Here is a 25,483-nt window from a genome sequence, read left to right as displayed (position 1 = left end):
AATCTTCACATTATGTTTATATTTGCATAATATTTTAAATTATTAGATGAAAGCACTTGTATTTCCTGGGCAGGGTTCTCAGTTTGTTGGGATGGGAAAAGAACTATATGATTCTCGAAAAGACATAAAGGACTTGATGGAATCTGCCAATGAAATTTTAGGTTTCGATATTTTATCCCTTATGTTTAATGGGACAGAAGAAGATCTAAAGAAAACCGAGGTTACTCAGCCTTCTATTTTTATACATTCTGTAGCTGCTTTAAAAGCTGTAAATGGACTTGGTGCTGAAATGGTAGCCGGTCACTCTTTAGGAGAATTTTCAGCATTGGTCGCTAATGGAGTTCTGTCTTTTGATGACGGTCTTAAATTAGTTTCTGAACGAGCAAAAGCAATGCAGGAAGCTTGTGATATTAATCCAAGCTCAATGGCTGCAATTTTAGGATTGGAAGATGCCAAAGTTGAAGAAATTTGTGCACAGATCAATGGGATTGTTGTTCCTGCAAATTATAATTGTCCTGGACAACTTGTAATTTCAGGAGAAACTGCTGCCGTAGAAGAAGCTTGTATTAAATTGAAAGAAGCGGGAGCAAAAAGAGCATTATTGCTACCTGTTAATGGGGCTTTTCATTCTCCATTGATGCAACCTGCACAAGAAAGATTGGCCGCTGCTATTGAACAAACTAAATTCAGAAAAGCAACGATTCCAGTTTATCAGAATATTACCACGACTGCAGTTACAAATCCTGACGAAATTAAGAAAAACCTGATTGCTCAGTTAACAGGTCCTGTAAAATGGACACAATCTGTTCAGAATATGATTAAAGACGGAGCATCTAACTTTGTAGAAGTTGGACCAGGAAAAACTTTACAGGGATTGATCAAGAAAATTGATAGTTCTGTAGACGTTGCTTCGGCAATCTAAAAAATAAACAAATGGGCGAAATATTTTCACCGGGAAAGCTCATGCTTACTTCAGAATATTTCGCTATAGATGGAGCTCTTGTCCTAGCGGTACCAACCAGGCTGGGACAAGAGTTTTTCTTTGAAGAAACGGAAGATGGGAAATCATTGGTTTTTTGGGAAGCTTATCATCAAAATAAACTATGGCTGAAAGTGATCATTGATTATTCCTCTTGGAAAATCCTTGAGACAAATATAGCTCCCAGTGCCGAATTTCTTATAAAAACGTTGAAAAACGTCCAAAAGCTTTCTACTCGTAAATTCCAGAATGCAGATTCATACTTTTTAAAAACAAATCTACAGTTCCCTTCCGATTTTGGATTGGGAAGCAGTTCAACATTAATGAACAACCTTTCTGTGTGGGCTGATACAGATCCTTTCATGCTAAATAGTCTAAGTTTGGGTGGAAGTGGTTATGATATTGCTGTCGCAAAGGAAAAATCAGCAGTTTTGTATCAGAATAAACCGGTAATACAATATAAAAGAATAACCTTTGATCCTATCTTTAAGGACGACTTGATTTTTATCCATTTAAATCAAAAACAAGACAGCAGGGAAGCAATCGATCTGTATAAGTCCAAAATAAAATCCCGTAAACTGATCGAAGTATTTTCTGCCCTTACCAATGAAATTCTATTATGTAATGAATTAAATGATTTTTGTCATTTAATGACTGTTCATGAAAGAAAAATTTCTGATTTTCTGAATATTCCTACCGTTAAAGACAAATTCTTCTCCGACTGTCCGGTTTTTGTGAAAAGTTTGGGTGCCTGGGGGGGAGATTTTGTAATGAGTGCCAAATTTAGGGGCTTTGAGGACTATTTTCGGGGAAAAGGTTTTGCGACTATTTTTGAATGGGCTGATATAATTGCTTGATATTTAACAATTTGCCGTTCTGTTTTTTTCTTTGTCATTCTGACTTATATCATTATATTTAACCACCTGTAACACTAAATTAATATTTAATTTTGTTGGACTAAAAAAAGAAATAGAAAATATAAGTAAAATGAAACACGCTAAAATCATCCAGGATTTGCAAAAATTAGGGATTAAGGGAGACTACGAAATAATATATAATCCCTCATATGAGGAATTATTTCAAGCAGAAGTTTCTCCTGAAAATCAGGGTTTTGAGAGAGCTGAACTTACGGAATCTGGTGCAGTATCAGTAAAAACAGGAATTTTTACTGGCCGTTCTCCAAAAGACAGATACATTGTTCAGGATGATGTTACAAGAGACACAATTTTCTGGGATGGCAAAGTGAACTTGCCTACAACAGCAGAAATCTTCAAGTCTTGTAAAGAATTAGTGCTAGACCAACTTTCTTCTTCTAAGAAAATTTATGTTGTTGATGCATTTTGTGGAACAAATGCTGACACAAGACTTAAAGTGAGATTCATCGTAGAAGTTGCATGGCAGGCGCATTTCGTTACTAATATGTTCATCCGTCCATCTCATTATGAGCTGGAAAACTTTGGAGAACCTGATTTCACTGTTGTGAACGGTTCTAAAACAACGAATCCGAATTGGGAAGCTCAGGGACTAAATTCCGAAAATTTTGTAATGTTCAACCTTACGGAAAAATTACAGATCATTGGAGGAACCTGGTATGGAGGAGAAATGAAAAAAGGAATGTTTGCAATGATGAACTATTACCTTCCGCTAAAAGGAATGGCATCTATGCACTGTTCTGCAAACGTAGGAGAAGAAGGAGATGTTGCTTTGTTCTTCGGCCTTTCCGGAACAGGTAAAACAACTTTATCCGCTGATCCTAAAAGATATCTTATTGGTGACGATGAGCACGGTTGGGATAACAATGGAGTTTTCAACTATGAGGGAGGTTGCTATGCAAAAGTAATTGACTTATCGGAAGAAAAAGAACCGGACATTTTCAGAGCAATTAAAAGAGATGCTCTTCTTGAAAATGTTGTTGTAAATAATGGTGTTTCCGATTATACTGATAACTCAATCACTGAAAACACGAGAGTTTCTTATCCGATTTACCATATTAACAAAATTGTACTGCCTTCTAAAGCTGGGCATGCTAAGAAGATCGTTTATCTTTCAGCTGATGCATTCGGAGTATTACCTCCGGTTTCAATTTTAGATGAAAATCAGGCTCAATACCACTTTTTATGTGGATATACTTCTAAATTAGCAGGAACTGAAAGAGGAATTACTTCTCCGGAACCTTCATTCTCTCCGGCTTTTGGTGAGGCATTTCTTACGTTACATCCTACCATGTACTCTAAAACCTTGATTGGTAAAATGAAAGAACATGGAGCAAAAGCTTATTTGGTAAATACAGGATGGAACGGTACAGGAAAAAGAATCTCATTAAAAGATACAAGAGCCATTATTGATGCAATAATTGATGGATCTATTGAGAACGCCCCTAAGGCGCAAGTGCCTATTATGAACTTGGAAATTCCTACTTCTTTACCTAATGTTTCAGAAGGTATTCTGGATCCAAGACATACATATAGTGATGCTTCAGAGTGGGAAGAGAAGGCTAAAGACTTAGCATCAAGATATATTAAGAATTTTGAACAGTATTGTAACACTGAAGAGGGGAAGAAGCTGGTTGCTTCCGGACCTCAATTACAAGAACAAACAATATAAGAAAAGCAAAGCCTCATCATTGATGAGGCTTTTTAATGTATTAAAACATCCTGAAAGCTTAATAAAGCCAGTCTGTATCCTTGCATTCCAAAGCCGGATAATACAGCGTCCGTGTGAGCTGCTGTTACTGACTTTTGCCGGAATTCTTCTCTTTTATAGATATTGCTAATATGTACTTCAATCTTAGGCTTCTGTATATTCTTTAAACAGTCGGCTATAGCATAAGAGTAATGTGTAAAAGCCCCCGGATTGATAATAACAGCATCAAAATCATCTTCCTGAAGCCTGTTAATTAATTCTCCTTCAATATTCGATTGATAATAGTTCAGTTCGTAAGAAAGGAATTCATCTTTTAGTTTTTCCAAATATTCATCCATTGAAATTATTCCATAAATTTCAGGCTCTCTTGTACCCAGCAGATTAAGATTCGGTCCGTTTATGATTAAAATTTTCATAACATAAAATTAAAAAGTTTTTTTCGATTAGTGCGGATATTTTACGGGTTTTATTTGAAGAAAATGTTTTACATTATTTTTAATGATATTTCTCATGTTTAAAAATTTAACATTTTCTCTAATGGTTTATTAACAGGTGTTTTAAGTGAAAATTAAGTTAATTTTTGAGAATTTAAAATAAAAAATAAATTAGTCTACTTGTTTTATAGACTAATTGTTTTTAGATTTGCAACCATATTTCGATCGGCTTATAAAGAAAGATGGAGGGAACTGACCCTACGAAGTCTTAACAACCTGCATGATGCAAGGTGTTACATTCAGCCTTTTAAGGAAAAATAAGCATTTGGTTAAATCAATTTCTTGATGCCCTTTGCTGTGTTTTCCGCAAAGGGTGTTTTTTTAATATTTAACAAATAAAATTGATTATGGTTAGTAAAAGTTTATTCAAAGCTGGTGTTTGGATTTCACCCGGTGCTTTGTTTTTCTTAGGCATTATTAGTGTTAATGGGCAGGAGATAAAGCAGAAGAAAGATACGCTTAGGGAAAAAGATATTGATGAAGTCGTTGTGGTAGCTTACGGTAAAGCGAAAAAGACGAGTTACACAGGTTCTGTAGCGACGATCTCCAGCGAAAAGATTAATAATCGGCCGGTAACCAATATTACAAAAGCTTTGGAAGGGCAGGTAGCGGGATTGCAGGCAGTAAGTGCTTCTGGCCAACCGGGTGCTACGGCAACAATCCGTATCAGGGGGATCGGATCTATTAGTGCCTCAAGTAATCCTTTATTCGTGGTGGATGGAATTCCTTTTGATGGAAATATCAATTCTATCAGCCCAAATGATATAGAATCAATTAGTGTTTTGAAAGATGCTACGGCAAGCTCTCTGTATGGATCAAGAGGTGCTAACGGAGTGATTATTGTGACTACAAAGTCAGGGAAAAAAGGAGAATCACGAATCAATTTTAATATCAGTCAGGGATTTTCCAGCAGGGCTGTAAAGGACTATGAACAGGTTACCACGGACCAGTATTTTCAATTATATTGGGAAGCAATGAGAAATGGATATAAATCAGGACAGGTTTCAGCACAACAGGCTGCACAAATGGCCACAGATAATCTTGTGAATAACCTGGGCATCAATCCATATGGTTCTAACTATGCAAAACCGGTAGGGACAGATGGAAAACTGCTGCCTGGAGCAAGGCCTTTATGGAATGATGACTGGAGGGATATACTTCAAAGAGTGGCTTCAAGAAACCAGGTTGATCTTGATTTTAGTGGCGGAAATGAAAAAGGAAACTATTTTTTCTCATTGGGATATCTTGATGACAAGGGTATTGCCATAGGATCCGGATTTACAAAATACAGTACAAGATTGAAGATTAATAATGAAGTGAAGAAATGGTTAACTGTTGGAGCAAACCTTAGTTATACCAATAGTCTTCAGGAGGCACCACCATCTTCAGATTCAAGAACTGATAATATTATTAATGCGGCCAGAGTAATTCCTTCTTTTTATCCATACTATGAAAGAAATCCAGATGGAAGCTATAAGCTTGATGCTAACGGAAATACAATTTACGACTTCGGAAAGTACAGGCCGACAAGTGCTTTGCAAAATCAAAATGCAGCCGCAACTTTGCCATTGGACAAAAATGAAAACAGGGAAGATAACTTTTCAGGAAAAGGGTATTTGGATTTTACGTTCTTACCGGAATTAAAATTTAAATCCAGTTTTTCAATTGACCTGGTAAATTACAATGGGCATTATTATTCAAATCCGCTGCTGGGGGAGGGTAGTGAAATAGGAGGTTCGGTGACCAAGACAAATTCACGGACATTATCTTATACAACCAGTAATATCTTGACCTATGATAAAAAATTCAATCAGCATCATTTCAATATTCTAGCCGGACAGGAGTTTTATCATTATGAGTATCAGACGATATCCGGAAGCCGAAGTCAGTTTTCTTTACCTTATTATTATGAACCGGATGCAGCGGCTTTATTAGGAGGTTTTAGTGGTAATAGTGATAAATTAGGTTTACTGAGTTTTTTAGGTAAAGCAGAGTATGATTTCAATAACACTTATTTTATTTCCGGATCTGTAAGATCAGACGGATCTTCCCGTTTTTCACCTCAAAACAGATGGGGAACTTTCTGGTCAGTAGGAGGTTCATGGAAGGCGTCTAATGAGCAATTCATTAAAAATCTAAATTTCTTTAATCAGCTAACCCTTCGTGCGAGTTACGGAGGACAGGGAAATGATAAGTTGAGTACTTATTATGCTTACCAAAGTCTTTACGCATTTTACAATAATCTGGGAGAAGGAGGAACAGTTGCTAGCAGGCTTCCCACTCCTGATCTTAAGTGGGAAACCAATCTTAACTTGAATGTGGGGTTGGAGTTTGCTATTCTTAAAAACAGGGTTAAGGGTAATGTGGAATATTTCCAACGTCAAAGTAAAGATCTTTTATTTGACAGGCCTTTGGCTCCCTCTCTTGGTTTTAGTGGTTATTCAGCGAATATTGGAGAACTGAAAAATACAGGTTTTGAATTTTCATTATTCACAACTCCGATTAAAACGGACGATTTCCAATGGGATGTTGATGTTAATGTAACAACCCTAAAAAACAGAATTACGAAACTTCCTAAAGGTCCAATTGTAACAGGAACTAAATTATTGCAGGTTGGCGGTTCTGTTTATGATTTCTTTATTCCGGAATGGGTTGGAGTTGATCCAAGTAACGGTGCTCCGCTATGGAAATATGTTTATCAGGATGCCAATGGGAATACAGTAGAAGGAACAACTTCCGAATATGCAAAGGCGACAAAAACATTACAGGGTTCTTCTTTGCCTAAATTTTCCGGTGGAATCACTACAAATATTACATATAAGGATTTTGATTTATCCGCGCTGCTAACTTTTAGTGTTGGAGGAAAAATTCTTGATACAGATTACACCATGTTAATGTCAAATGGAAGCAATGCTGGAAGGGCATGGAGTGCAGAGATGTTAAACAGATGGACGCCTGAAAATCCCAATACGGATGTTCCGGCTTTAAGTACAACGACAAATAACTGGACTTCAACGTCCTCAAGGTTTTTATACTCGGGGACTTATGCCAGATTGAAAAATGTGAGCATCGGATATACCTTACCTTCAGATTATTTCGGAAGACTGGGACTGAAAAAGTTCAGAATTTATCTTCAGGCTGAAAACCTTTTAACTTTCTACAAGCACAAAGGAATGGATCCCGAGCAAGCTATAGATGGTACCACTTATTACAGATATCCGGCAATGAGAACAATAACATTCGGTCTTCAGGCTACACTTTAAGTTTATATTAAAACAATCAAAACAATGAAAAAAATAAAATATATATCATTTATACTTATTGCAGCTTTCTCTTCTACTGCGTGTACTAATGATTTGGAAACAGCTCCTACTAATCAGGCTAATGAAGCTGAGATATTCAAGACAGCTGAAAGTGCTGAAACGGTGATTAATGGGACATGGGCAAAATTCAATGATGACGGGCCTACCTATGCTAACATTGGCTATTCAACAGTATTACGGGCCAGCGATGCTATGGGTAGTGATGTTGCTGTCCTTACTAATAAATATGGCTTTGCATCGGCTTACGCTTTTACCGATTTAGTGAATAGTACCGGAAGTCGTTCTCAATTTGTATGGAGTTTATTATATTCTGCAATCAATAACATGAATAATGTGATTAGTCGTATTGATGGAGTAGAAGGAAGTCAGTCTAAAAAGGATCAGGTTAAGGGCCAGGCAAAAGCTTTACGTGCTTTTTGTTATTTGAATTTAGCAAGCCTTTATCAGTTTAGTTATTTAAAAGATAAAAACGCTTTGGTAGCTCCAATTTATACAGAACCAACAACCATAAATTCTGTAGGAAAAAAGAGAGCTAGCCTTGAAGAAATGTATACTTTGATTAAAAACGATCTATCAGAGGCAGGACTTTTATTAGCAAATTATACAAGAAATAATAAGGATAAAATTGATAAGTCTGTGGTATATGGATTGTTGGCCAGAACTTACTTAAATACGGGTGAGTGGACTAAGGCTACTGCTGCTGCTCAAATTGCAAAAGCTAGTTTTCCGTTGATGGCTCCCGAAAAGTATAAGGACGGGTTTAATGATATTACCAATGGGGAATGGATCTGGGGACATGGCCAGACGCAGGAACAATCAGGGGAAAGTTATGCATTCCACTACTTAGATGTTTCTTCATCAGGAAGTTACTACTACAGTTTTATGGCAGATCCTTATTTTAAAGATTTATTTGACACCAATGACATCAGGTACCAATTGTTTCAATGGGACGGACTTCCCGGAAGGGAAGGTCTCTTGAGATATGCTAAATTTAAGTTTAAAGCCAATCTCATTGCTGACATTGTATTCATGAGATCAGCTGAAATGTATTTGATTGAGGCTGAGGCAGAAGCCAGAAATGGGAATGTAACCAATGCTGTAGCAGTTTTAAATCAACTGAAATCAGCGAGACAGGCTAATCTGTACAGTGGATCTTTAGCCCAGAATGATGTGATCAAAGAAATCCTGATCGAAAGAAGAAAGGAATTGTTTGGAGAAGGATTTTCATTGTCTGATATCATAAGAACTCAGGGAACTGTAGTAAGAAAACCTTTTACTGATTCCAATGGTCAGCCAATTAAAGTACAAGTAACAACTCCGGATGGAACTGTAAAAACAGTGAATGGAAGAGGACATTCTGTATTTTCTTTTCCTGATCAATCTGCCTTTGCACCAAACAGCAAGTATTATTTGTTTACGATTCCGCAGAAGGAGGTGGAGAATAACACGAATTTGTGAGGAAGTAAATAAGGGTGTTAGTTTTATGGTTATTATTTATAATGAGAATCTTATTAAAGAAGATCTTTTTTAATTAAAATAAAAGGTTGTCTCGGCGAGGAGACAACCTTTATTTTATATATTCTATTAGAAGATCTACATTAATTTTTGTACTATTTTCTTCCTAATGAAAAATATAAAAATGAGCGAAATAATTTTCAAAAATATTAGTATTTCATCTACTTTCAAGTGATTATCTAAATCATATTCATAGGCTATATATGATGTACATTGACTTACAATCAGTAAAAACTGGAATATTGTAAATATAATAAGTGATATTTCCGCCACATCATATCTGTTAAGCATCGACATGTGAATTCCCAAAAGTTTTTTTGTTATTCTATCCGCATATCGCATCATTACAAACCCAATCCCAATCAATATTAAATAAAAAATAAGGGACGATATCATACCATTATTGATTCCAAAATTTATTATTTTATAAATGGAAAGAAAAATATAATTAAATATTATATATAAAGCTATTATATATATAGTTATACTGATTGAATAAAATACATTTTTCATAATATTACTTTATTAATGGATATTGATTTATCCCACTGCCAGCTGCGGGTAAATGAAAAGTGTAATCGTAGGTCGCTTTACCAAAAGGATGAAACGGAACAACTAGAGAAGTATTCATATTAGTTGCACCTACATAGGATCCTGTTACTTTTACATTAAAAACCATAGTTCCGGAAGGTAATACAAAATCTGCTCTGCCTATATAACTATAACCTGATGGACGAAAATCATTCACATCTTTTAAAATATTAAGAGCCTTTTCATATCTGAAGGTAAAAATCCCATAAGGAGAACTTCCCTGTATTACTACAGATCCTTTATACAATTTTGTAATATTTGTATTTCCACTGCTACCATAGGCTACTACAGAAAGTTTATTTCCAATTAGATTCATAGTACCTTTGATTGTATACCAATCATAATCGGCTACATATGGATCTTTTTCTTTTCCACTGACAGAACCAAAAGGTAATGCTATTGATGAAGCTTCAAAACTAACAGTCTGTCTAGGGATCCTAATGTTTGCTTTTTTAGGGCCTGGACCATTTAAATGGTCCATAGAGTGATTTAAGCCCGCAATGATACCTCCAATAACAGCTCCTTGCCAAAAATTCCCTCCACTGAGTTCGGCTCCCACACCACCTGAAATAGCTCCAAATAATACTTTTCCTGCTGTTTGGTTAGCAAAATCTTTAGCAAACGACCCAAAAGCCGAGGCTCCTAAACTTCCTAATGCTCCTGAAAGCAGAGCTTGATGGAAAGAGCCGCCTTGCATTAATGATAATGCTCCCTGAGCAATACCATGCACTGTTGCTTGCGCTAATGCTACTCCTGTTTGAGCCATGATTTTCAATGCAGCATTTGATACCTGTACGGCTGATTGGAGGGCGGGAGCAAAGAGTTGGCCAATTCCAAAGGTGACCGCTCCGGATATTGCTCCGAACACTGTGGACTTAAATAGTCCCAGAAGAGAAAACTTCTGTCCTGTAATAATTGCGCTCACAATATAGCTTGCTGCCCCTACGATTGCCCCTATAACTACAGCTGCTAATAAAGCAGATTCTATTCCGAAAATATATTCTCCGGTAGGATCGTTGAACAATAATGGATTATTCATTACGTATCCATACTTATTGTAATTCTGGGTATTATAAGGATCCTGGATATTTTCATCAGGATTTAAGAATCTTCTGAGTAGTGGATCATACAATCTTCCGTTCATGTGGATGATTCCTACTTCGGCAAAATGCTCATGGCTGGTGTATCCTCTTTCAATAAGTAATGCAGTATTATCAATAATATTTTTATCGGTAATAATCGCTCCGTTTCCAATCTGAAGATGTGTAAAATTACCCCATGCATCAAAATGTCTTTGTTCCAACTTGTTACCCGCTTCATCACTAATTGCTAAAATACTTCCGAGATAATCCTTGTGTAAAAATTTATATGAACCATTAGATTCGTTATAATCTTTAAGGAAAATGATGTTACTTTCATACGGTGTTCCACCAATGTAAAGAACATGCTTTTCTTTACCTGTCGTATTGTCTACCACTACTTCAAAACTTCCATCTTCATTATAGAATTTGGTAAACTTCCCATCTCCATCAGTTGCAAAATTGCCACCATAAGTGACTCTTTGTCTCATACTAGTTAATCCATACTGGAAGGCTACATCTCCTTTTTGTCCGTCAATAAATACGGGATCATTGTTCTCGTTGTAAACAATACTTTGGATCAGATCATTGTTATAATTTTGTGTTCCTGCTGCATTTAAGGTCATTCCTGTAGGTTGGTATACCTTAGCTGAGTTATTAAATTTAATGGTTCCTACCTGATCATTTTCCAGAATCCTTCCTTTTTCATCATAAATATTACGATTGCTTGAAGGTTTAACACCCGTTACAGGATTGGTCCAGTTGATCAATCTGTTGTTGTCATCATAATCAAATGATTCAACGATATTAAAATCTCCTCCTGTAGTTCTGCTTTTTAGCTCATTCTTAATCGCATCAAATGAATAAGAAAGCTGAAGGATTCCCGGCTTCACCTGCGAAGAATGGTTCATGTTTGTTAAGAATCCATTCGTGTCATAGGTATTATTTACTTCTGTGGCTCCCAGTGCTGTTTTTAAAACCTGGCCTTTTGCATTAGCTTGTAAAAGCGTCCATAATACCTTCCCTGAATTTCTATCCTTTACCTGAGCGAGTTCTCCATTCCAATTGCTATAAGCGTTTTCAATATTCACTTTTGTAAGTACGCCTGAAGAAAAAAGGCTTTTCTCGTATGATATCACTCTCCCTTTATCATCATAAGTAATTTCTTTCTGCATATAGTACTTACCATTGCTACTTTCAGATGTTGATAACAATCTTCCCTGTTGGTCGTAAGTTATATTTGAACTATATGCTTTTCCTTTGGATGTTCCGTTCTTAGAAGTTACTCTCCCTTTGTTATCGTAAACAAACGAGATTACTTTGTTGGTAGTAGCGCCGGCATCCGCTGTAGAAATTTCTTTCTGAGTAATAAGCTGTCCAATGCTATTGTAAATGTATTCCTTGGTTCCCTTTGGACTTGTGATTTTTTTAACCTGATCAAAACCATCATACTCATACTTATAAATTCCATTAGATGGATCGTTAAACTCTGTTTTTCTTCCCCAAACATCATATTTAGATGTTACGATATTGGTTCCATACTGAGCGGTAAGTTGTTTTCCTAGGGAATTATAAGTAAAATTAATAGTGCCGCCTTTATCCGAAGTAGAAACAATATTTCCTAGAGCATCAACTGTTTTAGTTGTTGTTCGTCCATATCCATTAAGTTCTTTTAAGGTGGTAACAGTTCCTGATATTGAAGTTTCAGTTTGCTTACCATTAAAGAAGGAAGTTGTAACCTTAGCGGGGAATACTGTATCGTCATAGGTAAATACATTCCACTGAACATTTGCTGGCAATTCTTCTGTTGCCTGGTCAAAATAAGGTTCGGATTCTTTTATTTTCCTACCTAAAGCATCAAACATACGATATACTGCCACGAATTTACCTTGTTCAAAGCCTTTGGTTTGTGTTTTATATTCTTGGCCTAGTTTATTTACATATTTTCTAGAAATATTACCATCAGGTTCATATTCAATAACTATAGTATTTCCCTGTTCATCTCTTATATACTGGTAATTTGTAACGCCTTCTAAATTTGTTTTAGAGGTTAAAATTTTCCCCCAGTTATCATAAGTATTAGTAGCAGTGTTTCCCAGTACATCAGTTTGGGTTAAGATTTGTCCCCAATTATTATAAGTAATACTGGTTTCTAATCCAAGGTTGTCCGTTTTCTTTATAACAAACCTTCCCTTATCATCATATTCGCTTTTGTTAATTCTGAACTGTGAATCACTTCCGGCAGTAACTTTCTTCTCAATGACATTACCGAATCCATCATATTTATAATCTTCAGTAAGATTGTCCGAAAAGTTATTGGAGAAGTTATTCCCAGAAACATTAATGACTGTTTTAGGAAGATTATTCTGATACAAGTAATATTGACTTACTTTATTGGTTGTATTATAAGCCGCATGCTGCATAGTTTTTGCATCCAGATGACCAATAAAATAATCTTTCCCAATTCCTGAAGGATTATGAGTATAAATAAAGTCCGTTGTGGTTACTGAAAAATTATCATTAACATTGGAAGTTGTTTTAGACGGCAGGTAGTAGGTATTGTAAATAGCTGTTCCTGCTGTTGTAACGTTCGTCAAAAAGTCCTTCGCTAACGTAGAGGTTGCGACAGTAGCTGTCACTATTTTGGGCTTGTCAGCATCTGAAATTGTTGTAACTACTTGCCCATTGAGAAGTTTGTCTTCCTTATAAATTGTCGATTTATAGCTCAATAACTGAGTATTATTCTCCGAAATATCTGCCGGGAATATCAGGTTTTCATTATTGGTTCTGATGGACCACTCTTTTACCGGAACTCCGTCCAATAAAGGGTCTATTTGTATACCCGACCAAATTTTAGCATTTTCAAATCCGGCAGCATATAAGGAGGAGCGGGCAGTTTGACGGAAGCCAATTACCCCTCTTCCTGTAAAGTGACTTAAAAAACCTCTGTATCTGAAGTCCTGGATCAGAGTACCGGCTGGCGTATACTGTTTAATCTGTGATACAGCAGCGGATAATGGTGCTTGCTCCAATTCAAAATAAGGATAAAGTTCTTTTTGTACGGGCTGATAAAAATTAGCATCTGTTTTTGAGTTAAGTTCTTTGTAGCTAATCTCTGTGGTGATTCCTCCTTGCTTGATATTCTTAGCTCTTGCCAAAGCGGGCACATAAGGATATCCATACTGAATCACATAGTTGTAACCGCACCCGATAACTCCAGAACAATCATCTGGTTTTCCTAAAAGGATAACCTGTTGGTTGTCTTTATTAATGGTCAAATTACTAAAAGGGATTACCTTTTCATTAAAAGACTTTAACCAGTTTCTTGTTTTGTAGAAGTTGATACCACTATTAGTTTGGATAGAAACTGTGTTTTCAGTATTATAAGGTTGTGGAATGCTTGCTCCAAGAATAGTAATAGGAGGATTGTAAACAATACTTTTATCATTGGCTCCGGATACTTTGTTGACAGAGTAAACTGTAACATTGGTATTAGTCCATTCCTTGTCATGGTGAGCATTCCATGTATGGTCAGTAACTAAAACATTTGAAACAATAATTTCAGATTTTCCATCTCCATCCAAATCTGCTGTATTGTACTGGAAATATCTGCTCATACCATACGCACATCCACTTTCAAAGAAGGTGTTATGAACACCTTGTGTTAAGGTTTCGGTTCCTGAAGAGTAGAAAATAAAGTTATTGATGTAGAACTGATTCAGTTTTTTCCCATCAGATAAAAATAAATTCCAGTTATAAGATTTATTCCCTTGAGGAACTAAGACATCAATTTTGCTGTCGCCGTTAAAGTCACCGTATAGTGCACCATTGAAGAATCCTCCCAATGCTTGTCCTGTGAAGTTTCCTACATTGGATAATACAAAGTTTCCTGCAGATATTTTATTGATATTAAATACTTTGGTCATAGTACCATTGGAGCTATTGAGCCAGATAATATCCTGGATTCCATCTCCGTTAAAATCTGCGAACTGGATTTTCTTTGCAGCTCCTGTTCCCTCGTCATATTTGTAAATGCTTTCGGCAACCGGAAGGTTTTCACTTAGATCAAATAATATGGATGAGTAAAAACTTGTTAAAGTACTTCCTGGAATAATGTTTACCTCTCCATTGTCGATCGGAGGTACTCCATATTCTTCAGTATTGGATGAGTTAACTGAAGGCTCGATATAAGGGAGTGTAGGCGGCGTAGTTTCATCCAAGGCAACAGGATTTGAAATAGTTTTACCAATAGGTTCCGGATCAAATCCTCCATTAATACATGTTCTCGTTCTTCTGAAATTAAAAAGAAGTTCCGTAATTCCGTCCCCGTCATAATCATAGCTTGTCAATTCCGATAAGCTTACAACCGAATAGTTACAGCCCGTCATAGGAAGATCGTCATCTCCGGGATCACCAATAGCATACTGATCATACGTAATTAGTTTCGAATATTCCAGCTTGAATCTGAAATCTGAAATATCTACAGAGTATACCAATAATTCATAATTGGGTTTTTTAGGATCTCCTGTAGCAACGGTATGAGGGATGACGATTCCTGCTTTGTTTTTTACGTATCCGTCTTTTTTGAAAGTCACAGATGCCGCCTTACCAAACTCAGCAGCTGTAAATCGATTAAGTTCATACTGTAGCGGCATAACCGGAACATCTTTGTACACAGAGCTCTTAAAGTTCAAAACACCTACCTGTGTGGATCCCGCAGTCCCTGGAGTGGGAACGTATTCCAGATAGTCTGTGATACCATCCATATCAAAATCACCATATTTTTTGGTATTGGTCGTGGTGATATTATATTCTTTAGTTGTTTCCTCTCCTGCAGTCTGAGCAGGTTCATATTCTATAGCTATGGGATTGGCTGCCTCATTATTACTGTTGTATTCCGTAATCTTATTGACAAACTGATAACTCGTACCATTATCCGTATATTCTAATGCATATCTTCTAAACTGATTACCATTAGTGGAAACGACAACCTCATTTAATAATTTGTCCTGATTGTAATAAAATCCCTGATGATAGGAAATCTCCTTAAAAGTCCTATCCAGGTTATAATTGAACGAAATTTCATTGAAATGTGGTTTATTCAGGGTTTCATTCCCACCCCATTTTATTTTCTTTATCCGGGTAACATCCCCACCTGGAACTGGTTGAGAAGTAAGATATTGGTTCTTCTCATATTCATAGGTGATGTAATTCCCCTGGGCATCCATCCATTTTACAAGATTATATCCCATAGAGGTTCTGGCTGCACTATAATGCTCCGGATCGCTGTATTCAGTATCTCCATACCATGCCTGTGAGCCGTCATCAAAGGTAACATGGAACAACATGGGTCCTTGAACTCCATTTTTTGTTCCTAATGATTTGATTTTGATATTGGAGTATTTCTCAGTAACATACTCAGCTCCATCTTTTCCATATTCTCCGGATTTAAGAATGAGTCTTTGTCCGTTAAAGCTATAATTATCTGAATAATCGAGTTGTACTGATTTGGTTATCCCATCTTTTTCAATATTCTTACTTATTCTAGATACTGCTGTTATTCCTGAAATATCCCAACCATAACCCGCAATTCCATTGACAGAACCACTTGTATATGTAAGGTTGATCTGAGGTGCTACACTTTTTATTCCCGGAGGTAAAGCTATTGGTAAGCTAAATTGCAGTTGCCCGGCTCCGGAAACCTCAATGTTTCCCTTGGTATCATGGAAACTCTGGCCTGTTGGTGCAGATGTCCCGGTTGGATTACCGGCTCCGGCATTGGAGTCCGCGGGTCCCCCACCTGGATTTTCAGAAGAAGGCCCGATCTTTGCCACAAAAGGATTTGAAGTGCCGGAGGAGGCCTTAAATCCTTGAGCCAAGACAACGGTTTGCGGATCCTGTACTGTTCTTGAAGTACTTTCCTGCTGATAGAGTATGGTCTGAGAATAGCCCAAAACCGAGCAGAGGGAAAGTACCAATGATGAAAGAATCTTCATATTCTTGGTTGTTAGTAAATTGTTATGATTAAAAGTTTATCGTTTTGTAATATTTCTGCTGAAGACCCTGCCGTCTTTTAATGTAAAGTGTAAAACATATACACCCCATTCGTAATTGGACATATTGATCTTTAGCTGTTTATTTAATCCCGGAGTATTCTGTTGCTGGAATTTCCAGTGAACCGTACTGTGCTGGTAAAGAGAAACGGATTCTATGAGTCCGTCTACTTCATCGGTCCAGTCTATAGTAAGGAAATCATTCACAGGAACAGGATACAATCTGATCTGTTTCCAGAATGTTTTTTCATCCAGAACCGGTTGTTGCTTGATCTCAGCAATGGTCTTTACCTCTTCAGCTTTAGGTTTTTCTTCGGTCTTAGCCAAATTTTTTAAGTCTTCAGGTGCTTTTTTACCACTCACATCTGTCCCTCTGTATCTTTGGTTTCCGGCTTCGTCATACTTGAAGTAGACTTCGGTTTGTGAGAATCCGAAAACACCAATCAACAAAGAAAATAAGGAAAGTAATTTTCTTTTCATTTTGTAATTATTTTTGTGTTGAAAGCAGCTCTTGAACCTTCTGTTCAAGTTTTTCAATCTTTGCAGATTGGATTTTTAAAACTTCATTTTCATCCTGAAGCAGCTTTAGTTGTATTGCCTGATGCTTTATTTGTTTATTCTGTTCAATTGAATAAAGAGTTAGTTCTTCTATCTTTTCAAGAAGTTTGGAATTCATCTCAGCAACGTTAATCCCGTTTTCAAGTACCTCCTTAGCCGTTGGAATGTTAGGCAAATGTCCTTTTTCATGAATATGTTTTTCAACATCCTCTAAAGATCTCAGTGGGTATTCTTTTTTAAACACATAATCTGCCCATACGTTAGCTTTTACTTCAACTTCTTTAGCCTTAATTTTACCATCAAATCTGGCAATAGCATTGTTGAAGAATTTTACCCAAGTTCCGTTATAAGCGTCTTGAATACCGAAATACGTGGAGCCATCATTACCATCATTAGGCTGAGCAATAATGATATTGTGGCTTTGCCCCAGGTTTCTAAGAACGGTATCTCCAATTTGCCCGCCCCAACAGCCCGAGCACCCTGATTTTCCAATCTGGAAAGAGCCTAATGAATTTGCAATTTCAAAAGCAGGATTGTCTTCCTTATAGATTCTGAAATAAGCTTCACCGCTTCCTCCGGGATCATTAATTCCTACTTTTACTACTCCATTTGGAAGAATACTCATTACTTTTGTATTATTCGTTTTAAAAACCAGAGGTTGATTATCTGTAGTTCCAATGAAATTACTAGACGGATTAGTCCCTGAGTTTCCAGTAAGATTCCAAGATTGGGCAAAAGCCATAGAGGATACGGCTATCAATAGCGGTACAAGTTTAGTCTTCATAAGTTGTTAATTTTTATTAAATTGTAAAACGTGATATAATTTATATTGATTGAAATTATTTTTTAAATGCGTTTGAAAAACTCTTTAAAAGTAGAATAAACAATATTTTTCTCATTCAAAGATGTAATCATTTGAATTATCATACAAATAAATACTATATAGATTCATAAATTTATATTAATGTTATGCTCTTATAATGATTTAATAGGATGGATTCAGTATTAAAAAGAAGTTTCGGATGGAATCGTAAAAAAAGCCGAAGGAGAATTCTATTTTCTTTTCCTGACTAATCTGTTTAATATATATATCTAAAATTAACTTTATTTGATAACGTAAAATACTTTATTATAAATCAGATTAAAACTAATAAAAAAACCGGTACAGAAATTTCTGTACCGGTTTAGCTATTTATTGACTTTTTTCATTACAAAATTTATATATTTTATTTCCGGAAAATTTAATCAATATAGTGTCATTTTGAGGCCTCCGATATTCAATCCTTTTAAGATACACCTTGTCATCTTCTGCAGACTGTGGGATTTTTCCAAATCTATAGGATTCAATTTCAACAGGTTCTAACAATTTATTTTTAAAAGAAACATAAATAGAATAAATGTTCTCTCTGTTGTAAATGGTATGGACTCCAATTTCAACATAATTTTTCTTACTTTGTGATTCTGAAACCTCAAAATAATTTTTATCTTTCTTGAGATTATCCAGGCTTTTATAGCTCTCAAAATTTGTAGATACACAGCTTGTTGTAAAAAAAAGTATCGTTAAAAGGAAAATTTTCTTAATACCCATACATTTTATTTCTATAATGTTGATAAATTGATTCTGCTTGGCTCTCGTTAGTTCCTATAATTTCATAAGGATTACCCTTCATAAATAACTGTTCCCATATTCCTCTAGCTTGAAAATTACCCCAACCTTGTCTCTGAACCTGGAAGATATGACCAAATTCGTGCCCAAAAGTAGCAGGACTTGTAAAGGTGCCTGAAGAACCAAAAGTGGCTACATTATTTCCCCATGTCACCTCTCTTCGATAATTTTCAATGGGTTGTCCTTTTCCTTCCTTATCTAATAGTCGGGCAATGTATGGCTGTGCTAATTGGTATAATCCACCACTTCTCCAGTTTACATTTTCATAACCTACGCCACTTCCTTTTGAAATTTCTTTAACATACTGCAATTGTTCATCAGAAGGTTTATAAGTTGCACCAAATGTCATGATCATAAAGCTAGATTGTGCAGCTCCATTTATTGCCCCGTTCTCAAATCCGCCTTTTACCCCTAACCATACATTTTCACCTCTGAATAAAGCTGAGAACCCTCCGGATATAGATCCTGTGATTCCATACCTTAAAGAGCTATGTAAGATTTCACCCACTGCATTTTTGGTCCATCCTAACAATCCCTTTCCACTAACACCATTCCATCCAGGTAATTGAGTACCAACAAAAGCTCCGATAACAGAAGCACCAATAGTAGCTACATCTATTTTGCCATCTTGTAAAAACATTGTCGCCATGTTTGAAAGAAGATCCCATGTTCCGGAATTAAGCATGAAACTGCTTGTACTAAATAAGGCTGCACCGAGCCCATTTAATCCACCGGATATTGCGCCAGCAATAGCTCCACCAATTATTGCTCTTCCAAAACCACTCCAGCTCCAATTTCCTGTAATTAGTCCTTTTATAGAATATGCTGCAGCTGCTACACCTGCACCAACTATTGCTCCATAGGCAGCTCCTATAGCAACTTTGATAAGTATAGGAACTAAAAATTGTAAAAATTCTCCACTTGGGTCATTAAACATTAAAGGATTATTTAATACATAACCATATTTATTATAATTTTGAGTATTATAAGGATCTTGAATGTTTTCGTCTGCATTTAAGAATCTCCTCAATAAAGGATCATACAATCTTCCATTCATATGAATGATTCCTACTTCAGCAAAATGTTCGTGGCTGGTGTAGCCTCTTTCTACTAATAACGAAGTATTGTTAATAACATTTTTATCTGTAATTATTGCTCCACTTCCAATTTGAAGATGAGTGAAGTTACCCCAAGCATCAAAATGTCTTTGTTCTACTTTATTTCCTGCTTCATCACTTATAGCCAGAACACTTCCAAGGTAATCTTTATGTAAGAATTTATATGAGCCATTTGATTCATTATAATTTTTTAAATAAACAAAATTGCTTTCATAAGGAGTTCCTCCAATGTAAAGTACGTGCTTTTCTTTTCCGGTTGTATTATCTACTACTATTTCAAAGCTTCCATCTTCGCTATAAAATTTAGTGAAATTACCATTACCATTCGAACCAAAATTACCACCGTATGTAACTCTTTGTCTCATGCTTGTTAAGCCATACTGAAAAGCGACATCTCCTTTTTCCCCATCAATGAATACAGGATCGTTATTTTCATTATAAACAACTGTTTGAATCAGATCATTGTTATAATTCTGACTGCCCGCTGCATTTAATGTCATTCCAGTAGGTTGATAAATTTTAGCGGAATTTTCATATTTAATGGTTCCTATCTGATCATTTTCTACAATTCTACCTTTAATATCATAAGTATTTCTATTAGTAGATGGTTTGACACCCGTTACAGGATTGGTCCAATTTACTAATCGGTTATTGTCATCGTAATCAAATGATTCTACAATGTTAAAATCACCTCCGGTAGTTCTGCTTTTTAGCTCGTTTTTCACGGCATCAAAAGAATAGGAAAGTTGTAAAATACCCGATTTAACCTGTGAAGAATGATTTACATTTGTTAAAAAACCATTATTATCATATGTATTAACAATATTCGATTCTCCAAGTTTTGATTGTAAAACCTGTCCTTTTGCGTTTACCGCTTGAAGCTGCCAAAGGATTTTTCCTGAATTTTTATCTTTTACCTGATATAGTTCTCCGTTCCAGTCACTGTAAACATTTTCTATATTTACTTTTGTCATTGTCCCAGAAGAAAACAAACTTTTTTCATAAGATATTACTCTCGACTTATCGTCGTATGTAATTCCTTTATTTATGTAGTATTTTCCATTACTGCTTTCCGACGAAGAGATCAATCTTCCTTGTGGATCATATAATAGATTTGAGCTATAGGCTTTTCCATTGGATGTTCCACCTTTAGATATAACTCTTCCTTTGTCATCATAGGTAAAAGTAATTAGTTTATTGGTCGAGTGGCCTGCATCTAAAGTTGAAATTTCCTTTTGAGAAATAATTTGACCAAGATTATTGTACGAATATTCTTTGGTCCCTTTCGGACTTATCATTTTTTTGATTTGTCCAAACCCGTCATATTCGTATTTATAGATTCCGTTCGAAGGATCGTTATATTCAGATTTCCTCCCCCATACATCGTATTTAGTTTTTACAATATTTTGTCCATATATTGCTTGTACCTGTTCTTTAGCTGCATTATATATGAAATTGATAGTACCTCCTTTATCTGTTGTAGATATTACATTTCCTAAGGGATCTGTAGTTTTAGTAGTTGTTCTACCATAGCCATTAAGCTCTTTTACCGTTGTAATGTTTCCAGAAATAGTAGTTTCGATTTGTCTACCATTGAAGGTTGTTACCGTTGTTTTTGCTGGGAAAACGGTGTCATCATATTGTATACTGTTCCATTTGTCAGCAAATGATTGTCCTTCAATATAGGGTTCACTTTCTCTGGTTTTTCTACCAATAAGATCAAACCAATATTCTGTAGATATGATTTTATTCTGGTTGAATATTTTAACTGAATTTTGATAATTTTCGTTGAGCTGATTTCTGTACGAAATATTTTGGTTCCCATCTGGATAATAGGTCGTTATCTTTCGGTTTTGAGTATTATTAATATGCTGATACTGGTAGGTAGTAGTACCTTGAAGATTGTTTTTAGATTTAACAATTTTTCCCCAATAGTCATAATTATTAGTGGTTGTATTACCTAAAGGATCGGTTTCGGTTAATACCTGCCCCCAATCATTATAGGTAATATGGGTATCTAGACCAAAGTTATCTGTTTTTTTTATGATAAATCTTCCAGTAGGATCATATTGAGCTTTCGTGTTTTGGATTTGAGAATCTACACTATTGGTAACCGTTTTTTCAATAATGTTTCCAAATCCATTATAATTATAGGTTTCCGTAATATAGCCAGTATTATCTCTATTCCATTTTCTCAAAGTTTTTAAAAGATTGGAGTCATAGGTATACTCTTCCTTATTAGTAATTACACTATTATATGAAGAAACGTTATTGCTTAATATCTTAGATGCCGGACGACCAATGTAATAATCTTTTCCTACACCATTAGGATTATGAGTATAGGTCATTTCAGAATTCGTTATTGCAAATCCATTATTAATATTGGTAACAGAATTATTTGGCAGATAATATTCGCCATATGAAGTGTTTTCTGTGATAAGATTATTTGTCAAGAAATTTTTCGATTTCGTAACATTGGGTAGAATTGCCGTGACAATTTTCGGTTTATCAGAGTCAGCTATAGTTGTTACTAATTGTCCATTTAATAATTTGTCAATTTTATATGATGTAGATTTGAAACTAAGTAGCTGATTATTGTTTTCCGAAATATCCGCAGGAAAAATTTTTGTCTCATCATTAGTTCTTATAGACCATTCTTTAATAGGAAGACCTTCGTTTTGAGGATCTGTCTCAATTCCTGACCAAACTTTAGTATTTTCATATCCATTGGTGTACCAAGTTGATCTTGCTATTTGATTATACCCGGTGATACCTTTACCTTGTAGATGCCCAGTCATTCCTCTATAACGGAAATCTTGAGTTCGTCCGATCTTCTCTAATTGGGAGACTACAAATGTTTGATCAACTCTTTCTAGTGAAAAATATGGATAAAACTCCTTTTTAGTTTTTCTGTAAAAATTAGGATTGATATCAGGAACAGCTTCTAGATATTTTACGTAAGTGATAACGTTGGCATCTTGAGTAATTACCTTAATTCTTGCAAGTTCTGAAATAGGAGTCTGAGGTCTAATTTTCATTAGGACGTCTTCCCTGAATATAAATACGTCATAATAATTGTTATTCGATTTTAAAGGAACGGTAACGGGAATATATAAACTTGTATTATAAATGTTTTGTACCCATCCTTGTGTACTGTTATATTCAAGTGATGATGCAAAGCCTGGAGAACCATCCATCATATTTCCATTGGACATTTTCGATGTCATCGTAAAGCCAAAATTTCTCCAGCCGTTAGATTGCATATTAACATCACTATACGAAAATACTTGTATAATATCTGATTTTCCGTCCTTATTAAGATCCCCAACACTTAGAAAATACTCTTTTAAATATCGGCCATCAGAGCTTGAATTTCTTTTTTTATAGCCTAAAAAATTTTGTTTAAAATAATTATTAAAACTTTTTCCTGTTCCGATATAAAATCTCCAATCCTCTAAGCCTGTGCTTTTAATACCTGTAGGTATTGCAAAATCAATTTTTCCATCACCATTATAATCTCCATATAGAACAGGAAACTCGTTGTCTTTAGTCTCAACTAAATTATCTGTAAATTTAATTTTTTTAAGATATTGATTAGGAGCTGTTTTTATAAATTCAAAAACTGTATATGCGTTATTGGATACATTAATGATATCTATTTTTCCATCTCCATCAATGTCAATATATTTTTGATTGGTATATGAACTTTCGTTAACTCCTGTTTCAAGAGTATAGGAGGAAATAGGATTATTGGAATTTTTTAGATCCACAATGTAGTTTCCTATAAAATCAGTATTGCAAATGGTTTCTACACATTTGATTGGTCCAATTATCCCATTTTTAGAAGTAGGATCAGAGTTAACTGAAGGATCAATACAGTCTGGATTAGTTATTGTAATACATCTGCGTGCATTGAGTGTAAGAAAGATATCAGATATCCCATCCCCATCTACATCACCTTCACTTAAATTAGCTTGTAGTGTGCATTTTTCATCGCCTACATTTGTGCAATTTGCCAAATCATATACTTGTTTTTCAAATGTTTTTACAAAGGCGTTGTTTTTAAAAATGTAACCTGTAATTTTTCCATCTTCATATTGTACAATACCATTTCCATTGTGGACCTGGCCTTCCTCGTCAAGTAAAGTATTAACAATGAGTGCTGTGGAATTGAATGTTTTATTAGGAGTTACAGTGACAAAACTATCGTTAAAGGCACTTAATCTTATATTGCCATTATTGAATATGAAATCTACATAAGAATCTCCATTTAAATCCCCAGTAAATTTTATATTATTATAATCAGCATTCGAGTAATCAGCATTCGCGATTGCCGGTCCTGTTGGTGCAGGATATTCAAATTTTATTGGATTTGCCGGTTGATTATTTGCATTGTATTCTGTAATCTTATTAATAAATTGGTAGTTTGTACCGTTCTTAAAATAATCAAATACATATTTTTTGAATTGGTTCCCTTTTGATTTTACAAGTATATCTTTTAGTAACTTACTTTGAACATACATTGTTCCAGGCCCATTTATATAAGCTCCCTCGACAAAATCTCTGTCTATATAATTGAAGACAATTTCGTTAATAGGGGTTGTATTTAAATCTTGATTTCCTCCCCAGGTAATAGATGTAACAACTGCAACATTTTCAGATTGTGCATAATTATATGTAATATAATTTCCTTGAGAATCTTTCCACTTTACAATATTAAATTCCATCCGATTCGTAGAATCGTTTGTTCCTCCGTACCATGCTTGGGAGCCATCCTCAAACGTTACTTCCCAAGATTGAGGTTGTTTCCAGTTTGCGATGTTTCCAATTGATTTTATTTTTACATTAGAGTATTTTTCAGTAACATACTCGGCTCCGTCCTTACCATACTCTCCGGATTTTAGAATGAGTCTTTGCCCATTAAAACTGTAATAATCTGAATAATCTAGTTGGACACCACTGGAAATACCATCTTTTTCGATGTTTTTTCCAACTCTTGAAATGGCAGTTAATCCGGATAGGGTCCAGCCATAGCCGGCAATTCCATTTCCTGAATTACTTAAATATACCAGACTTATGTTTGGCGATACATTTTTTATCCCTGGCGGTAAAGCAATTGGTAGTGTAAATTGCAGTTGACCACCATTAGTAACGTCTATATTTCCTTTGGTATCATCGTATTTAAGAGTTGATGAGTCAATTGTCCCATAAGGATTATTAGCTCCTGCTTGGGAATCTGTAGGTCCCCCACCTGGATTTTCAGAAGAAGGCCCGATCTTTGCCACAAAAGGATTTGAAGTGCCGGAGGAGGCCTTAAACCCTTGAGCCAAGACAACGGTTTGCGGATCCTGTACTGTTCTTGATGTACTTTCCTGCTGATAGAGTATGGTCTGGGAATAGCCCAAAACCGAGCAGAGGGAAAGTACCAATGATGAAAGAATCTTCATATTCTTGGTTGTTAATA

Annotated in this window: 11 protein-coding genes and 1 riboswitch; of the genes, 5 read left to right on the top strand and 6 right to left on the bottom strand. The window is 35.5% G+C overall.

The window, feature by feature from the left end; genetic code table 11:
• The first annotated feature begins 46 nt into the window (after positions 1-46).
• The 3 genes from fabD (at position 47) to pckA (ending at position 3,583) form a co-directional block, all read left to right on the top strand.
• Entirely contained in the window at positions 47-922 is an 876-nt protein-coding gene (fabD, locus tag AAEU33_RS03225) for an ACP S-malonyltransferase (protein ID WP_172282380.1), read from the top strand.
• 11 nt (positions 923-933) lie between these two features.
• Positions 934-1,836, top strand: a complete 903-nt coding sequence (locus tag AAEU33_RS03220) for a GYDIA family GHMP kinase (RefSeq protein ID WP_345990909.1) — start codon at positions 934-936, stop codon at positions 1,834-1,836.
• A gap of 130 nt (positions 1,837-1,966) precedes the next feature.
• Positions 1,967-3,583, top strand: coding sequence for a phosphoenolpyruvate carboxykinase (ATP) (pckA, locus tag AAEU33_RS03215; protein ID WP_172282384.1), 1,617 nt, complete (start codon positions 1,967-1,969; stop codon positions 3,581-3,583).
• Between the two features lie 32 nt (positions 3,584-3,615).
• Here pckA and AAEU33_RS03210 read toward each other — a convergent pair whose 3' ends face one another.
• Entirely contained in the window at positions 3,616-4,038 is a 423-nt protein-coding gene (locus AAEU33_RS03210; protein WP_345990908.1) for a type II 3-dehydroquinate dehydratase, read from the bottom strand.
• A gap of 245 nt (positions 4,039-4,283) precedes the next feature.
• A riboswitch (SAM riboswitch) is annotated at positions 4,284-4,380 on the top strand.
• A gap of 83 nt (positions 4,381-4,463) precedes the next feature.
• Between AAEU33_RS03210 and AAEU33_RS03205 the strand changes: the two genes are divergently transcribed.
• Entirely contained in the window at positions 4,464-7,379 is a 2,916-nt protein-coding gene (locus AAEU33_RS03205; protein WP_345990907.1) for a TonB-dependent receptor, read from the top strand.
• Positions 7,380-7,403: 24 nt separating this feature from the next.
• Positions 7,404-8,897 (top strand): RagB/SusD family nutrient uptake outer membrane protein, encoded by a 1,494-nt coding sequence (locus AAEU33_RS03200; protein ID WP_345990906.1) that lies wholly within the window; start codon positions 7,404-7,406, stop codon positions 8,895-8,897.
• A gap of 574 nt (positions 8,898-9,471) precedes the next feature.
• On the opposite strand, the gene AAEU33_RS03195 is transcribed toward AAEU33_RS03200, so the two are convergent.
• The 5 genes from AAEU33_RS03195 to AAEU33_RS03175 form a co-directional block, all read right to left on the bottom strand.
• Complete coding sequence (locus AAEU33_RS03195; RefSeq protein WP_345990905.1) at positions 9,472-16,620, bottom strand: RHS repeat-associated core domain-containing protein; 7,149 nt, start codon at positions 16,618-16,620, stop codon at positions 9,472-9,474.
• Positions 16,621-16,656: 36 nt separating this feature from the next.
• On the bottom strand, positions 16,657-17,157 hold the full coding sequence (locus tag AAEU33_RS03190) for a hypothetical protein (protein WP_345990901.1): 501 nt from the start codon (positions 17,155-17,157) through the stop codon (positions 16,657-16,659).
• Positions 17,158-17,164: 7 nt separating this feature from the next.
• Positions 17,165-18,019 carry a cell wall anchor protein gene (locus AAEU33_RS03185; protein ID WP_345990904.1) on the bottom strand — a complete coding sequence of 285 codons (855 nt, stop codon included), beginning with the start codon at positions 18,017-18,019 and terminating at the stop codon, positions 17,165-17,167.
• Between the two features lie 408 nt (positions 18,020-18,427).
• Positions 18,428-18,823: a hypothetical protein gene (locus tag AAEU33_RS03180; protein ID WP_345990903.1), complete on the bottom strand. Its 396-nt coding sequence runs from the start codon at positions 18,821-18,823 to the stop codon at positions 18,428-18,430.
• On the bottom strand, positions 18,813-25,466 hold the full coding sequence (locus tag AAEU33_RS03175) for an RHS repeat-associated core domain-containing protein (RefSeq protein WP_345990902.1): 6,654 nt from the start codon (positions 25,464-25,466) through the stop codon (positions 18,813-18,815). Before AAEU33_RS03175 ends, AAEU33_RS03180 begins: the two co-directional genes overlap by 11 nt.
• Between the last annotated feature and the right edge of the window lie 17 nt (positions 25,467-25,483).

The organism is Chryseobacterium sp. Chry.R1 (assembly GCF_039645525.1).
Taxonomy (GTDB): domain Bacteria; phylum Bacteroidota; class Bacteroidia; order Flavobacteriales; family Weeksellaceae; genus Chryseobacterium; species Chryseobacterium proteolyticum.
This window is presented reverse-complemented; position numbering and strand designations above follow the sequence as displayed.